Consider the following 14,638-nt stretch of genomic DNA (forward strand, 5'->3'; position numbering starts at 1 on the left):
ATGCCGCGGCGTCGTCAGAAGCGGCGGAGCAGGGCCTGCTTGGCCGTGGCGAACTCCTCGTCGTCCAGGATGCCCTCCTTGTGGAGCGCGCCCAGTTCGCGGAGCCTCCGTAGAAGCGTGTCGTGATCCTCGCCCGGAGTCTCGGTGTCACGGGGCTCCGGGCCCGGCGCCGCCTGCTCGATCGCCGGTGCGGCCGGATGCGGCAGCCGCGCGACGACCGCGGCCGCCACCAGCGCGGTCAGGCCGCCCTCCTTCTGGATGCCCCACGCCAGGCACTGGGGGTCGTCCTCGGCCGTGACCGCCCTGGAGTCGCCCTGCCTCTGCCTGAGCCTGAAGCGCAGGCAGCCGTATCCCATCCCGGACTGCGGCGACCACTCCACGCCCGCGATCTCAGCGAGCTCGAACAGCTGCGGCCCCGCCTCCTCCTTCTTGGAACTGGCCATCCAGTTCCATTCGAGACGGACGCGCTCGCCGTCGAACGAGGCCGTCCCGTCTCCCGCCGAGGCGCTCACCGGCACCGGCGGCCCGGGCATGAGATAGCGGTCGCATGGTCCGTCCGGCACCTGTTCGAGGATCAGCGCGTTGCGCACCTCGTCGACGAAGTACTCGGCCACGCCCGTGCGCCCGGTGTCGACCGACAGCCGGTACGGGTCGGCGGCGGAGTCGGCGAGGCCGCCCGCGACGGCCTGGCTGAACGGGTCGGCCGCGGCGCGCAGCCGCAACCGGAGCCGCCCGCCCTTGCGGCCCGGCTCGTAAGCCACCCCGGCTATCGCCGTCACCGGGACGACCAGTTCGCCGAGAGCCCTGCGAAGCTTGTGCACCCCCCGGTCACGGCCGGGGACGATCCGGAGTACCTCGCCGTCGAACGTCCACGTGCCGTCGCGCCCAATGACCTCCATGCCCGAGATCCTAGGACGGCTCCGCGCCCCGGAGAATCGTGATCATCCGCCAGGCCTCCGGATCGGCGAGCCCGACGTCCCCGAAGTCCCCGTACCGCGCCACCGGCTCCAGCGCGCCGGACAGGCGGACCGCGGCGGTGAGCTCGGTCGCCGTCCAGAACCGGTACGGCACGACGTCGTGGATCACCCGGGGCTCGCGCCCGCCCTCCGTGATCGTCATCGTGACGTGGTCGGCGGCGATCTGCGTGACGGGATCGAGCCGGTCGGAGGGCTCGCCCCAGCGCACGGTGGCGTGCACGCCCTCGCGGTCGATCCGCCAGGCCGTTCCGACGCTGGGCTCGTCGGTGAGCCGGTCCTTGGGATGCGACATCTCCACGATGTAGAGCCCGCCGTCCGCCAGATGCGCGGCGGCCCGGCCCAGGTGGGCGGTGAACGCGTCGAGCGTCATCAGGTGGGAGGTGGAGTCGAGCATGGTGACGACCAGGTCGAACCGGCGGCCGAGGTCGAAGTCGGTCATGTCCGCCCGCACCACCTCGACCTCCAGGCCCGCGAGCCCGGCCTGCTTGGCGGCGTACGCGCACATTGCCGGGTTGAGGTCCAGCGCGGTCGCCCGGATGCCGCGCCGGGCGAACTCGCGGGCGTGCTCGGCCGGCCCGGCGGCCAGCTCGAGGACGGTCCGGGCCGGCCTGCCCGCGTGCTCGGCGTACCAGGCCAGCAGAACGTCCACCTCGGCAGGCACGTCGCGGAACGAACAGGCCAGCTCGTAGGCCCACGGATCGTCATAGATGCCGGTCACCCGGCCATCCTGCCAGGACGGACAGTGCAGCTAGCGCCGGACCGCCCGCTCTGATCCCGTGCGGGCAGGACGGCCGTCGAGGCGGAGCCTGACCTCGACGATCCCGGGCTCGCCTGTGCGCACGGTGCGCCCGCCGAGCGAGCCGAGCAGCCGCCGGATGCGCGCGTTCTCGCTCAGCGCGGTCGCCCGCAGCTCCACCAGCCCGCGGTCGCGTGCCTGGACCAGCAGCAGCTCGGCCAGCGCCCGGCCGAGGCCACGCCCCTGCCAGGCGTCCTCCACAAGGAAGCCGAGCTCTGCGACGCCCGGGTCGAGCATGTGCATCAGATGCGCCAGCGCGAGCAGCGACCCGTCGGGGCCCTCGGCGACGAACGTGAGGCCGTGCGAGGGGTCGCAGAACAGCTCGACCGCCCGCCGCGACGGGAACGGCTTGGCGCTGAAGTAGCGCATCCTCCGGTTGTCGAGCGAGCAGCGTCCGTGCATCGCGCGAACGGCCTCGGCGTCGCCGCGCTCGATCGGCCGGACGACGACCCGCGTGCCGTCGCGCAGCGCCACCCTCCGGGAGACCGGCCGCGGGTCTCCGGCGGGCAGCACGGCGCGGACGAGAGCGTCGGCGCGCGCCGCCTCGGTCGTGGTGAACGGCAGGCCCGGGCGCCGCAGCCGTACCGCCCGGCGATGCCCTACGGGGACCACGAGCGCGTCGGCGGCTTCCGCCTCCGGCGCCGCCCAGTCCGACGAGTCCGCGCGCAGCAGTTCGGCGAGGACGGCCGGGAGCGCGTGCGGCTCGGTGCGGAGCCGGGCGGCCAGCGCCAGCACCCGGGTCGGCTCGTCGACCAGTTCGTGAGGGGTCGCCGGGACGACGGCCGTGCGCACGCCGCCCGCGTCCTCCAGCGCCGCCCGCAGTTCGTCCGGCGAGTCACCGCGGGACGGCACGGCGACGACGAACTCGTCCACCACCCCCTCGGTGTCCACCTGGACGTTCAACGCGAGGATGTTGGCGCCTCGTCTGGCCAGCGCCGCCGTCAGCAGGGCCAGGCGTCCCGGTCTGTCCTCGATCTCGGTGCGGATGCGCAGGAGCGGCATGGCGGTGTCCCTTGGTCGGCGTGCTTTCGGGTGGATCGTTCGGTGCTGGGTGCATCGGCCACGTTCGCCCGTCGCTGTTACGGAATCGCTACGTCATCATGAGCTGACGGTTTCACCTTTCGGGACGGGCTTGAGGCCCGTGCGCCGACCGCCTACCGTTCCGTAAGTGATCGACCCGCTGAGTGGTGAGGACGTCAACGATCAACCCGTGACCACCGGTCGTCCCGCCCGGCTGCCCCTCCTGCCACCGGGGATGCTGAGCGACGAGCAACGCGAGGTGTACGACGCGGTGCGCGGCGGTCCGCGTGGCGGTCGGGCGGCGGCCTTCCGGTTCGTCGACGACGCCGGCCGCCTCCTCGGCCCGTTCAACGCCATGCTCTACAGCCCCGCGGTCGGCGCTCCGCTGCAGGAGCTCGGCGCGGCGCTGCGCTTCCGGACCTCGTTCACCCGGCGGGAACGGGAGATCGCGACGCTGGTGGTGGCCGAGCACTGGCGCTCGGACTTCGAGTGGTACGCACACGAGCGGGTCGGCCGCCGGGCCGGCCTGACCGACGACGAGCTCGACGCCCTGCGCGACGGCCGGGCGCCGATGCTGGCCGACGTGCGCGAGCGGGTGGTGTACGAGGCGGCCCGGCAGCTCGCCGCCGAACGCGACCTCGGTGACGCCCTCTACACCGAGGCGGTCGCCACCCTGGGCCGTTCCGCCCTCGTCGAGCTGGTCACCCTGGTCGGCTACTACGCGGCACTGGCGCTGCAGTTGCGTGTGTTCCGGGCGGGCGTGCCTGAAGGCGAGCCCGCTCCGGTCTGGAAGGAACCCGGACCGGCCCCCGAGTGGAGAGAGCGTGGGCATGAGTGACAGCGTGGACATGGGCGATGACGTGCTGCGGACCGAGCGGCTGGCGCTGCACCCGGTCAGCATGAGCGATCACGGCGCGCTGCTGGCGCACTGGACCGGACCGCACGTACGCCGCCACCTCTTCGACGACAAGACGCTCTCGGCCCTGGAGGTCACCGAGATCATCGCGGCCAGCCAGCGAGACTTCGCCACCGAGGGCTACGGCCTATGGGCGATCCGCGCGACCTACCGCAGCGATGCGCCCGCCCGCGACGACGCGACCTCCTGCGACGACGCGACCTTCCGGGGCGGTGCGGCCTTCCGGGGTGATGCGGCTTCGCGCGGTGGTGCGGTCTCGCGTGGCGGTGCGGTCTCGCGCGGTGGCGCGGTCTCGCTCGGTGATGCGGTCGACGCGGTGATGCCTGGGGGCGCGCTTGTCGGGGTCGCGGGGTTGCGCGGTCATGGCGCCGACGTCGAGATCGTTTACAGCCTCGAACCTGACCGGTGGGGGCAGGGGCTCGCGGCGGAGGCGTCGCGCGCGGTCCTCGCCTACGCGTTCGAGGTGCTCCAGCTCCGCCGGGTCACGGCCGAGATCGACGAGGCCAACGTGGCCTCGGCCGAGCTGGCCGAACGGCTGGGCATGCGCCCGAACGGCGACCCTGGCCACTACCAGGCCGAACGCGCCAGCTGGCACGGATCTCGGCACTCCATCGACGCCTGACGACTGATTCAGTGTGACCCGCTGCCTTTGGTCGCTGATTACGCCAGTATGGAGCCATGGGTTCGACACCGTCCGCACCGCGTGCCGATGATCATGTCAACGGGGATGTCTCGTACTGGTTCCGCGACGGGGGAGTGCCCGAGCCCGGTTCCCGCCTGCCGGGGCCGCGTGCCTGCGACGTGTGCATTGTCGGCGCCGGCTACACCGGACTTTGGACCGCCTACTACCTCAAGCGCGCGCGGCCCGACCTGCGCATCGTCGTGCTGGAGAAGGAGTTCGCCGGATTCGGCGCCTCCGGCCGTAACGGCGGCTGGGTCGTGGGGGAGCTCGCCGGGTCCCGCGAGGCCTACGCCCGGCGCCACGGCAAGGACGCCACCGTGGCTCTGCAGCGGGCCATGTTCGACACCGTGGACGAGGTCGTGCGGGTCGCGGCCGAGGAAGGCATCGACGCGGACGTGGTGAAGGGCGGCGTTCTGACCGTCGCCCGCAACCAGGCTCAGCGCGCGCGCCTGACCGGCCTGGTGAGGCATGCCCGCGAGTGGGGGTGGACCGAGGACGATCTCGTCGTGACCGGTCCCGGCGACCGTATCCGGGTCGAGGGCGCGGTCGGCGCCGTCTGGAGCCCGCACTGCGCCCGCGTCCAGCCCGCCGCGCTGGCCCGGGGGCTGGCCCGTGTCGTCCGCGCCCTGGGCGTGGAGATCTTCGAGCGGACCCCGGTGCTGCGGATCCGGCCGCGCACGGCCCACGTCTGCCCGGCCGCGACGACTCCCTACGGCACCGTCACCGCCGAGCACGTCATCCGCGCCACCGAGGGCTTCACCGCCGCGCTGTCCGGCCACCATCGCGACTGGCTGCCGATGAACAGCTCGATGATCGTGACCACGCCGCTGCCCGCGGACGTCTGGGCACGCGTCGGCTGGGAGAACGCCGAGCTCCTCGGCGACATGGCCCACTACTACGTGTACGCGCAGCGCACCGCCGACGGCCGCATCGCGTTCGGCGGACGCGGCAGGCCCTACCGGTACGGGTCCCGGATCGACGACGCGGGCCGCACGCAGCCGGAGACCATCGACGTCCTGTGGCGCATGCTCACGGAGATGTTCCCCGCCGTGGCGGGGGAGGCGCGGGTCGCCCACGCCTGGTCAGGCGTGCTCGGCGTCCCGCGGGACTGGTGTTCCACCGTCGTGGTCGACCACGAGTCCGGTCTCGGCCACGCCGGGGGTTACACCGGGCACGGCGTGGCGACCGCCAACCTCGCCGGGCGGACGCTGCGTGATCTCGTGCTGCGCGAGGACAGCGAACTCACGGCGCTGCCCTGGGTGAACTGGCGCGTCCGCCGCTGGGAGCCCGAGCCCCTCCGCTGGCTCGGCGTCCAGGCGATGTACGCCCTCTACCGCGCCGCCGACGCGCGGGAGTCGGCCTCGTCCTCCGCGCGCACCTCGCTCCTCGCCCATGTGGCCGACACGATCACCGGCCACTGAACCGGCTATCGTGCGTTGATGGCCCCGGTTTACGCGCTCAATCTCTTCGACGTCGCCGACCGTGACGAGTACCTCGCCTACTCCCGCCGTTCCGCCCGCGAGGTCGCCGCGCACGGCGGCCGGGTCGTGGCCCTCGGCAGGTTCCGCGAGCAGGTCACCGGCGATGTGGAACCCCGCCAGGTGCTCATCCTCGTGGAGTGGGAGTCCAAGGAGGCCTTCGACTCCTACCGCGGCGACCCCGCGCTGGCCGATCTGCACCCGCACCGCGAGAACGGCTCGTCCGCCTACGTCTGGCATCTGTTCGACAAGCTCGACGACCTGCGCCCCCTCCTGAAGGAGTGACTTCCATCGGCCGGGCGTAGGTCGCATTTCGTCATCGGATGCGGCGCTTTACTGCGGTTGGCGCGGATCGTGTGTTGACTCTTCTCCGTCAGTGACCGGGGGAGCGTTCGGACGATGACAGTGACCAGGCCACAACTGCGGCGGGTGGGGCTCGACGCGGCGGTCGTCGTGCTGACGGTCGTGCTCGGTGTCGCGATCAACCAGATCCTCAACGGCGGCGTCGTCGCGTGGGTCTGGCTGGCTCCCGCCGCCGCGTTCGCCGCGCTGCTCGACTGGGCGCAGCGCCGCCGTTCGGCCGGTGGCGCGGCCCGCGCGCCGGGCGGCGCGCTTCCGGCGGCGGAGTTCGAGGAGCGGTACCGCCAGTACGTGCTGGACGGCATCACGTTCATCGACCAGCGGGGCCTGGCGACCATCGGGCCCTACACGCCCAAACTCGAAGACGTCTACGTCGACGTGAGCCTGGCGCACCGGGCACCGCACAGGCTTTCCGGCCATCCGCTGGCCGACCTTCCGGGCCGCGAGACCGAGCGGCGCTCGCTCGGGGACTTCTTCGGCCTGCCCGAACCGTGCCGCGTCGCCGTGACCGGCGCGCCGGGCAGCGGCAAGACGACGCTGCTGCGCCACACCGCACAGGACCTCTGCCGCCTGCCGCCGACCGATCACAGGTCCCTGCCCGTTCTGATCTACTTTCGCGAGCACCAGGAGGCCATGACCGGCACGACGACGCTGCCCGAGCTGATCACCATGTCCGTGGGCGGGCTCGGCGCGCTGGCCCCGCCCGGGACCGTCGAGCGCTGGGCCGACGAGGGGCGCTGTGTCGTGCTCCTCGACGGGCTGGACGAGATCGCCTCGGAGGACCGCCGCCGGGAGGTCTCAGCCTGGGTGGAAAGCCAGATCCAGCGGTTCCCCGGCAACGACTACGTGGTGACGGCGCGGCCTCAGGGCTACCGTGCGGCTCCGATCGCGGGAGCGGTCGTGCTGCAGGCGCGGCCGTTCACCGACGCCCAGGTCGAACGGTTCGTGCGCGGCTGGTATCTCGCCACCGAGAGCCTGAGCACGGGGGAGAGCGGGGAGGCGACCCGGCGCCTGGCCGACGAGTCGGCCGAGGACCTCCTCGGGCGCCTGCAGCTCGCGCCCGAACTCTACGACCTCACCACCAACCCGCTGCTGCTCACGATGATCGCCAACGTGCATCGCTTCCACAGCGCCCTGCCCGGCAGCCGGAGCGATCTCTATCGCGACATCTGCGAGGTCATGCTCTGGCGGAGGCAGCTGGCCAAACGCCTCAGCACAGGCCTGCGAGGCGAGCACAAGGAACGGGTGCTGCGCGGCCTCGCGTACACCATGATGCGGCTACGGATACGAGACCTGCCGCAGGAGGCCCTTCTGGCGGAGGTGTCACCGGCCCTGAACCGGCTGTCCGACACCGTCACGCCCGAGGAGTTCGTGGCCGACGTTGCCACCAGCGGCCTCATGGTGGAGACGGAGGAGGGCGTCTACTCGTTCGCTCACCTGACGTTCCAGGAGTACCTCGCCGCCGCGTTCCTCCGGGACGAGCGTCAGCCGGGCCCGCTGGTCGAGGCGATCGACGACTCGTGGTGGCGGGAGAGCATCCTCCTGTACGTCAACCGGGCACCGGCCGACCCGATCGTGGTGGCGGCGCTCGAATCGGGCACCCCTGACGCGCTGGCCCTGGCCCTGGACTGCGCGGACGAGAACCCCGAACTGGCCCCGGACCTCCGGCGGCGGCTCAACGAACTGATCACGACCAGCCTGGCCGGTGCCCCGGAACAGCGCCTCCTGCTCACCCACGTGCTGCTGTCCCGTCAGATGCGGCGGCGCTTTCGTGCGGAGGACAACGGGCACCTGTGCGCGGAGCCGGTCGGCGGGCTGCTCTACCGGCTGTTCCTGGACGACGCCGAGGCGCGCGGGGAGCACCGTCCGCCCGACGTTCCGCTCCCGCCCGCCTCGCACAACGACTCCGTCACCGGCATACGCCACGAGGACGCCGAGGCCTTCGTCGCCTGGGTCAACAGGACCGTCGGCGCACAGGTCGCCCGGCTGCCCACCGGGCAGGAGCTGGACGGTCCGGCCGCCCGGCGCGCGTTCGGCCGCCGTGTCCCCAGCGCCTGGGTGAGCCGGGCGGACGGGCTTCAGCGGAGATGGACCCCCGCCGGGCTGGAGGAGGCGAACGTGCTCGACGAGAGCGTCCTCGCGGAGGCGCTCGCGGACGACCTCAGGGATCTGGTGGACCCCGCCTCCCTAGAGCAGATGTCGGCAACGATCAGACTGGCCATGCTGAGCGAGCTGGTCACGCTCCTCGCCGAGGAATGCGCGGACCGGGCGGACCCCGGGAGGCTGGCTGAGATCAGCCGGCTCATGGACACCGGTTTTCCCGCTGCCCGTCTGGTCCTGCGTGTCGTGTCGATGAGCGTTCCGCACCGGGCCGGCGGCCCTCCGAGGCCGGACTTGCTCCACTGTCGGATGCGGACGATCGCGGCCGATCTGCGTGCGGCTCTCGCGTTCGCTCCGCAGGCCGGTCGCATGGGTCCCACACGGTTCGTCGTTAGGGACGCCGCGCAGCTCTGGCTTAGTCACGAGGTTCTCACGGACCAGAGTTGGTCACTGACCGTGCCCCCACCGGTCCACTTCGAGAGGGTGGCACGGGCGATGCTCGGCCATGCCCTGGGTGAGGCCGTCTCTTTCACGGCACTGACGGTCATGCCGGAGGCCGTGCGGCACGGGTTCTCCGAGAGGGTGATCCAGATGGCAGGAGGGGACCGAGGGCCGTACGTGGTCCGAATGGAGGCGCTGGCAGACCTGGTCAGGGAATCCACTGCGGCCGTCCAGCGGCTGTCGGGCCAAGGGTCCGCCCGGACCTGGAGTTCATGGGTGGCCGAGAACCTGCGGAACGAGGCGATCCCTGTCTTCGAACGCCGACGAGAACCCACCTCGGACGACATATCGGCTGTCCGGCTGATGGCGTTGTGCCTGGCCGCCCAGGCCGGCCTGACCCATCAGGCCACGACCCGTGCGCTCTGTGAGATAGCGGCCGGGATCACGCTGCTCGGCCGGCGCCTGCACTCCGGCGCGCCGGGCGAGGCGCTCATTCTCGGCTGGACGGAGGGTGGCTGATGGAGGCCATGGACGTGCGATCCCGGTGTGAGATCACGCTGTGGGGAGCGCCCGGAAGCGGAAAGACGACGTTCCTGAACGCTCTGAGCATCGCCGCCGCGCAGGGTGAGCAGAGTTCGCAGCTGATCGGCCTGAATGACGCTTCTGCGAAGGCCGTGACTGACGGGGCGCATCGCATCGCCGTCGAGAGGCTCTTCCCGGCGGCGACGGCGGCGGCGACGGAGGTCGACGTGGCGCTCGTCGCCACGGAGACGGAACGGCGACGGAGCTGGGATGGCAGACGCCTGAACGTCGACCGTGAGGTCCGGATTCCGCTGCGGATCTTCGATCGCCCGGGCGGAGACTTCGGAAGGGGGGCCGCCGCTCGCGGCGTGCGGGGTGCCCTGCTCGACCAGCTGGCCGCCAGCGACGGCATCGTCTATTTCTTCGACGCGATCCGCGAGGCCGCCATCGGAGACGCGTTCGAGCACCTCCACGGTGTGCTCGCCCAGCTGTCCGTCCGGACCGGCGGTGCGCGGATGCAGGGGAGGCTTCCGCAGCGCATGGCTTTCTGCATCTCGAAGCTGGACGATGAACGGCTGGTCCGAGCCGCCGTCGAGCAGGGACTTCTCACGAGGGCGCCGCACGATCCCCACGGGTTCCCGATGGTGCGGGTGCCGGAACTCCTCTATCAGAGCCTGTCCGCAGCGAGTGACTGCGGGGGACTGGTGCTGCCCGCGTTGGGGGAGTACTTCGCACCTGTACAAATCCAGATCTTCGCGACGTCGTCCATCGGCTTCTATCTGGATGACGGCTCCCAGGACTGGAAGGCCGGGGAGCTTTCCAACCACTGGGTGGACCCGGACAGCGGCACGGCGGTGATCCGTGGTCGCGTCGTTCCGGTCAACGTGCTGGAGCCGATCATGTGGCTTGCGGGTCTGGAGAACGAGTGACCGGCGTCGTCAGCACCTTCTGGACGTCGGCGTAGGACGGGATCGGGCGGTCGGCGGGTTCGCCGGCGATGTCGAGGGCCGTGTTGAGCGCCGTGCGCAGGGCGGCGCGATAGAGCAGCGAGCCGCAGCTCACGCGGCGCGCTCCCAGCTCACCCATGCGCGTGAAGTCGGTACGGCCGGGCAGGTGCAGGACGTTCAGCGGCAGCGGGGTGCCCTGGACGAGCGCGCGCACGTCGTCGTCCGCGGAGACGCCCGGCACGAAGACTCCGTCCGCGCCCGCGTCGGCATAGGCGTTGGTCCGCTCCAGCGTCTCGTCGCGGGAACCCTTCCCGAGCCAGAACAGGTCCGTCCGCGCGTTCAGGAAGACCTCGGGCGCGGCGGCCTTGACCGCCTCGATGACCGCGACGAGGTGACCGACCGGCCTCACCGTTCCATCGGCCAGCCCGTCTTCGAGGTTGACCCCGGCGATCCCGAACGAGGCCAGTTCCCCGACCAGCGCGCCCACCTCGTCGGGCCGTTCCGAGTAACCGCCCTCAAGGTCGACGGTGACCGGGACCGGCAGGCGTGCCAGCGTCCGCGCCAGCGCGATGGTCTCCTCCTTGGTGTCACCCGAGGCGTCCGGCTTCCCCGCCACTCCCGCGACCCCGAGGCTCGTGGTGCCGATGGCGGGGAAACCCGCCTCGGCGAGGAGGGCGCCGCTGGCGAAGTCCCAGGCGTTCGGCAGGAGCAACGGCTTGTCGCCGTGGTGCAAGGCGTGGAAGGTGCTCGTCATGTCCTCGACCGTAGAATCGGAATGCTTCGACCGCGGCCGAAGTCTACGGCGCGGAGCGCGTCGAGGACGCCCGCGGCCAGCCGGACGGCGTGTTCGGCACCTGGGCAGGGGCGTCTGCCTGCGCCGAACGTCAGATGTGGTGAGTTTTCCTGGTTGGCGGACCTGACGTCCAGGGTCACGGGGCGGCCGCCGGGGTCCAGGCGGCGGAGAGCGGGGACGGGCGGGTCGAAGCGGAGGGTTTCGGCGATGACGCTCTCGGTGTCCGCGCCGGGACGGGCGGCGGTCTTGGCGATCAGGGCGGCGGTCGCTTCACAGGACTGCGTCAGGATCGCGATGCGGTTGGCGACCTCCTCGTCGGGTCCGGGGCCGAGAAGGGCGGCGAGGGTGGCGACGGCCTCATCGGCCTCGCCTGGGTGGTCGGTGCCTGTCAGATAGACGGCCGCCGCCGTCGGGACGACTTTGACAAGGGCGTCCAGGTCGGTCACGCCCAAGGCGCGGCCGAGGACGGCGGTCGGTACGGGGCGGGCGACGGCCTCGATCGGATCTGGCGGCGAGGCCTCCAAGATGGCTGTGGCACGTTCGCGGGCCTCGTCGTAGAGGGATGCAGGGTCCATCTGCGCCAGTTCCTTTTGCACGATGGCCACACGGCGGTCATGGACTTCGCCTTCGCTGAACCGGCACACGTTCTGGCGCAGCCACCGCAGTGTGCCCCGCGTGGCCTGACCCGGGACGCTGGGAACGGTGTAGCTCTCGTCGGACAGCAGGGCGGTGACACCGGCATGGGTGCGGATCTCCATGTGGCGACGGTAGGGCGCGATCGTTTCGACGCCCGCCGAAACGTACGCCCGCGGGGCATGCCTCTACAGGCTCGCGAAGGGATGGTGGTCCGCGCGGGCGAGGTCCCGCGCGAAGGCCATGAGCTTCAGCCACGCACGGACGAGGTGGCGGGTCACGGGTGATCGGTCAGGCCCGTACGCGACGGACCACAGCGTGGGAACGCGGTTCATGAGAACAAGCCTGGTCCCCGTCCGGGCGATCGGTCCAACACATCATTTCGCTACCAGCCATCGCTAATGTAGATGGATGGAGATGCGGCAACTCCGGCACTTCGTGGCCGTCGCGGTCCACGGCGGCTTCACGGCGGCGGCCCGCGCGGAGCTGATCGCCCAGTCGGCGCTGAGCACGTCGATCCGCAAGCTGGAACACGATCTCGGCGCGGACCTCTTCGACCGCACCGGGCGGCGGCCGGTGCTCACGCCCGCGGGGCAGGCGTTCCTCCCGGCGGCCCGTGCGCTCCTGGCCGACGCGACGGCCGCGCGGGACGCGGTCGCCGCGGTCACCGGGCTGGCGACGGGACGGGTGGCGATCGGCACCTTCCAGACGCTGACCCGCGTCGATCTGGCCGCCGAGCTCGCCGCGTTCCACCTCAAGTGGCCGGGCGTCCAGATCTCGGTGCACGAGGCGCCGGTCGGCGAGCTCGTCGACCGGCTGCTCGCCCGCGAGCTGGACCTGGCCTACCTCGCCGCGGCGGGCCCTGCGGTCCCGGAAGGGCTGACGGCCTTCGGCGCCTGGGAGGAGGAGCTGGTCCTGGTCACGCCGCCCGGCCACCGGCTCGCCGGGCAGCGCCGTGCGCTCCTGTCGAGCCTGACGGAGGAGCACTTCGTGGACTTCCGCGCCGGAACGGGCCTGGAGGCGGCCGTGCGCCGGCTGGCGGCGGGCTGCGGCCTGGATCGGCACATCACCTGCGAGGTCACCCAGATCAGGCTGCTCGTCGAGCTCGTCAGGGCCGGGATCGGCATCGCGATCGTCCCGCGTGCCGTGGGGGAGCGGGCGGGACTTCCCTGCCTCACGATCCGCCAGCCCGATCCCGCCCGCACCACGGTCCTCGCCGGCCGCACGCCGCGGCCGGCCAACCCGGCCGCCGCCGCCCTGCTGGACCACCTGACCGGCTGATCGGCCGCGTCCGAGGCCACCGGTCAGCCCGGCGATGACGGCTCGGTCCGCGCCACGAGCTCCTCCAGCAGCCCGACGAGCCGCTCGCGGTCGGCGGGCCGGAGCCAGCCGAACACCTCCCGGCCCACCGTGGCCGCCTCCGCCTGGGCCGACCGCAGCCGCTCGCGGCCGTCGGCGGTGAGCTCGATCGCGTACGCGCGGCGGTCGTGCGCGGCGCGGTTGCGGGCGGCCAGCCCGGACCGTTCGAGCTCGTCCATGATCCGGACCATCGCCGACTTGTCCAGGTCGAGCAGCTCGCTCAGATGCCGCTGGCTGGTCGGCCCGTGCCGGTGCAGCGCCGACAGCACGCCGAAGTGACGGACCTCGATGCCGAACGGCCGCAGCCGCTCGCCCAGCCTCTCGCGGGAGTTGAAGTGCGCCGTGGCCAGCAGGAGTCCCAGTGCGAGGTCGTCGTCGCGCGGGTCGCCCAGGACCGACGTCTCCGGTGTGTCCACGGCTCCATGGTAGTGGCAGAGCATATAGTCTCAAGTGAGACTTTCTTATATGCTCTCAAGCGGGCGGCTCCGACGAGCATGGGAGATGCGATGCAGGACATGAGCAGGCGGCGGGCCCTTCAGGCGGCCGCGCTCACCACGGCCGCGGTCGGGTTCGGCCCGGCCGCCGCGGACGCCGCGAGCCCCGCCAGGCGCCCTTTCCGGATCGACACCCACCACCACGCCGTTCCGCCGGAGATGCGCGAATGGGCGGTCGAGCACGGGCTGCTGCCGCCCAAGGGCGGGCCGCGCTGGGGACAGTGGAGCCTGTCGGAGACGCTCGACACGATGGAACGCGCCCGGATCGCCATCGGCGTCGCGTCCGCCCCGGTCCCGTCCATGGCCTTCCGTGACCGGTCGCTGGCGGTGTCGGGGACGCGGATCATCAACGAGGACCTGGCGAACCTCGTCCGCGACCATCCCACCAGGTTCGGGTTCTTCGCCTACCTGCCGCTGCTCCACATCGACGTCGCGCTGCGGGAGGCCGCGTACGCGCTCGACGTGCTCAAGGCCGACGGCGTGCTGCTGATGACCAACGACGGGAGCCGTTACCTCGGGGACAGGGCGTTCGACCCCCTCTTCGCCGAGCTCGACCGGCGCCGGGCGGTGATCTTCACCCATCCCGGCCCGCTGCCCGGCGGTGCCGCCGGGGTCCCGGGGATGGAGGACTGGATCGCCGACTTCATGCTCGACACGACGAGGGCCGCGTTCAACCTGGTCGCCTCCGGCACGATGGACAGGCACCCGCGGATCTCGGTGATCCTCTCCCACGCCGGGGGCTTCCTGCCGTACATCGGCGGCCGGATCGAGCACGCGGGCAGGACCGGGCGCGGTCCCAGCCCCGCCGCGTTCCGCCGGGCGGTCCGCCGCTTCTACTACGACACGGCCGCGCCGCCCTCGCCCTACGCCACGCCCACACTGCTCGCCGCCGCCGGTGCCGGGCGGCTCCTGTACGGCACGGACTGGGCGCAGACGACGGCCGCGGACGTCATGCACACCACCCGCGGTCTCGAACGCGACCCGGCGCTGAACGACCGCATGCGCCACGCCATCTACCAGGGCAACGCCCTGCGCCTCATGCCGGCGCTCGCCGGCCGGCTGGCCCGCCGGGGACGTGGCCGCACGTGAGTTTCTTGAGGAGACCAACTAGCCTGGTGGC

The 14,638-nt window shown here is 71.9% G+C and carries 15 protein-coding genes; 8 read left to right on the forward strand and 7 right to left on the reverse strand.

Features of this window, described 5'->3' with window-relative positions; translation table 11 throughout:
- Positions 1 to 14: 14 nt before the first annotated feature.
- From ABD333_RS12340 to ABD333_RS12350, 3 genes are read right to left on the reverse strand one after another with little or no spacing between them, the layout of a single operon-like run.
- Positions 15 to 899, reverse strand: coding sequence for a DUF4429 domain-containing protein (locus tag ABD333_RS12340; protein ID WP_344540590.1), 885 nt, complete (start codon positions 897 to 899; stop codon positions 15 to 17).
- Positions 900 to 909: 10 nt separating this feature from the next.
- A complete protein-coding gene (locus ABD333_RS12345; protein ID WP_344540591.1) occupies positions 910 to 1,695 on the reverse strand; it encodes a class I SAM-dependent methyltransferase in 786 nt (261 codons plus the stop codon).
- Positions 1,696 to 1,725: 30 nt separating this feature from the next.
- Complete coding sequence (locus ABD333_RS12350) at positions 1,726 to 2,775, reverse strand: GNAT family N-acetyltransferase (RefSeq protein WP_344540592.1); 1,050 nt, start codon at positions 2,773 to 2,775, stop codon at positions 1,726 to 1,728.
- A 166-nt stretch (positions 2,776 to 2,941) separates the two neighbouring features.
- Here ABD333_RS12350 and ABD333_RS12355 point away from each other — a divergent pair, with 166 nt between their 5' ends.
- The 6 genes from ABD333_RS12355 (at position 2,942) to ABD333_RS12380 (ending at position 10,221) form a co-directional block, all read left to right on the forward strand.
- On the forward strand, positions 2,942 to 3,631 hold the full coding sequence (locus tag ABD333_RS12355; RefSeq protein WP_344540593.1) for a carboxymuconolactone decarboxylase family protein: 690 nt from the start codon (positions 2,942 to 2,944) through the stop codon (positions 3,629 to 3,631).
- A complete protein-coding gene (locus tag ABD333_RS12360; RefSeq protein ID WP_344540595.1) occupies positions 3,624 to 4,331 on the forward strand; it encodes a GNAT family N-acetyltransferase in 708 nt (235 codons plus the stop codon). Before ABD333_RS12355 ends, ABD333_RS12360 begins: the two co-directional genes overlap by 8 nt.
- A gap of 56 nt (positions 4,332 to 4,387) precedes the next feature.
- A complete protein-coding gene (locus ABD333_RS12365; protein WP_344540596.1) occupies positions 4,388 to 5,812 on the forward strand; it encodes an NAD(P)/FAD-dependent oxidoreductase in 1,425 nt (474 codons plus the stop codon).
- Between the two features lie 18 nt (positions 5,813 to 5,830).
- Positions 5,831 to 6,154 carry a DUF1330 domain-containing protein gene (locus ABD333_RS12370; RefSeq protein ID WP_344540597.1) on the forward strand — a complete coding sequence of 108 codons (324 nt, stop codon included), beginning with the start codon at positions 5,831 to 5,833 and terminating at the stop codon, positions 6,152 to 6,154.
- A 114-nt stretch (positions 6,155 to 6,268) separates the two neighbouring features.
- On the forward strand, positions 6,269 to 9,289 hold the full coding sequence (locus ABD333_RS12375; protein ID WP_344540598.1) for an NACHT domain-containing protein: 3,021 nt from the start codon (positions 6,269 to 6,271) through the stop codon (positions 9,287 to 9,289).
- Positions 9,290 to 9,297: 8 nt separating this feature from the next.
- Positions 9,298 to 10,221, forward strand: a complete 924-nt coding sequence (locus ABD333_RS12380; RefSeq protein WP_344540599.1) for a hypothetical protein — start codon at positions 9,298 to 9,300, stop codon at positions 10,219 to 10,221.
- Here ABD333_RS12380 and ABD333_RS12385 read toward each other — a convergent pair.
- From ABD333_RS12385 to ABD333_RS12395, 3 genes are all read right to left on the reverse strand, one after another.
- On the reverse strand, positions 10,190 to 10,993 hold the full coding sequence (locus ABD333_RS12385) for an isocitrate lyase/PEP mutase family protein (RefSeq protein WP_344540600.1): 804 nt from the start codon (positions 10,991 to 10,993) through the stop codon (positions 10,190 to 10,192). The two genes, ABD333_RS12380 and ABD333_RS12385, sit on opposite strands and share 32 nt — an antisense overlap.
- A complete protein-coding gene (locus tag ABD333_RS12390) occupies positions 10,990 to 11,790 on the reverse strand; it encodes a hypothetical protein (RefSeq protein ID WP_344540601.1) in 801 nt (266 codons plus the stop codon). The genes ABD333_RS12385 and ABD333_RS12390 overlap by 4 nt, the downstream gene beginning before the upstream one ends.
- 63 nt (positions 11,791 to 11,853) lie before the next feature.
- Complete coding sequence (locus tag ABD333_RS12395; protein WP_344540602.1) at positions 11,854 to 12,000, reverse strand: hypothetical protein; 147 nt, start codon at positions 11,998 to 12,000, stop codon at positions 11,854 to 11,856.
- 76 nt (positions 12,001 to 12,076) lie between these two features.
- On the opposite strand from ABD333_RS12395, the gene ABD333_RS12400 reads away from it, so the two are divergent.
- Positions 12,077 to 12,946, forward strand: a complete 870-nt coding sequence (locus ABD333_RS12400) for a LysR family transcriptional regulator (RefSeq protein ID WP_344540603.1) — start codon at positions 12,077 to 12,079, stop codon at positions 12,944 to 12,946.
- A gap of 23 nt (positions 12,947 to 12,969) precedes the next feature.
- Here the strand turns inward: ABD333_RS12400 and ABD333_RS12405 are convergent, their stop codons facing one another.
- Positions 12,970 to 13,440, reverse strand: a complete 471-nt coding sequence (locus ABD333_RS12405; protein WP_344540605.1) for a MarR family winged helix-turn-helix transcriptional regulator — start codon at positions 13,438 to 13,440, stop codon at positions 12,970 to 12,972.
- 99 nt (positions 13,441 to 13,539) lie between these two features.
- Here ABD333_RS12405 and ABD333_RS12410 point away from each other — a divergent pair, with 99 nt between their 5' ends.
- Positions 13,540 to 14,607, forward strand: coding sequence for an amidohydrolase family protein (locus ABD333_RS12410; RefSeq protein ID WP_344540607.1), 1,068 nt, complete (start codon positions 13,540 to 13,542; stop codon positions 14,605 to 14,607).
- Positions 14,608 to 14,638 lie beyond the last annotated feature (31 nt).

The organism is Actinomadura fulvescens, assembly GCF_039533225.1.
GTDB classification, from domain to species: Bacteria; Actinomycetota; Actinomycetes; order Streptosporangiales; family Streptosporangiaceae; genus Spirillospora; species Spirillospora fulvescens.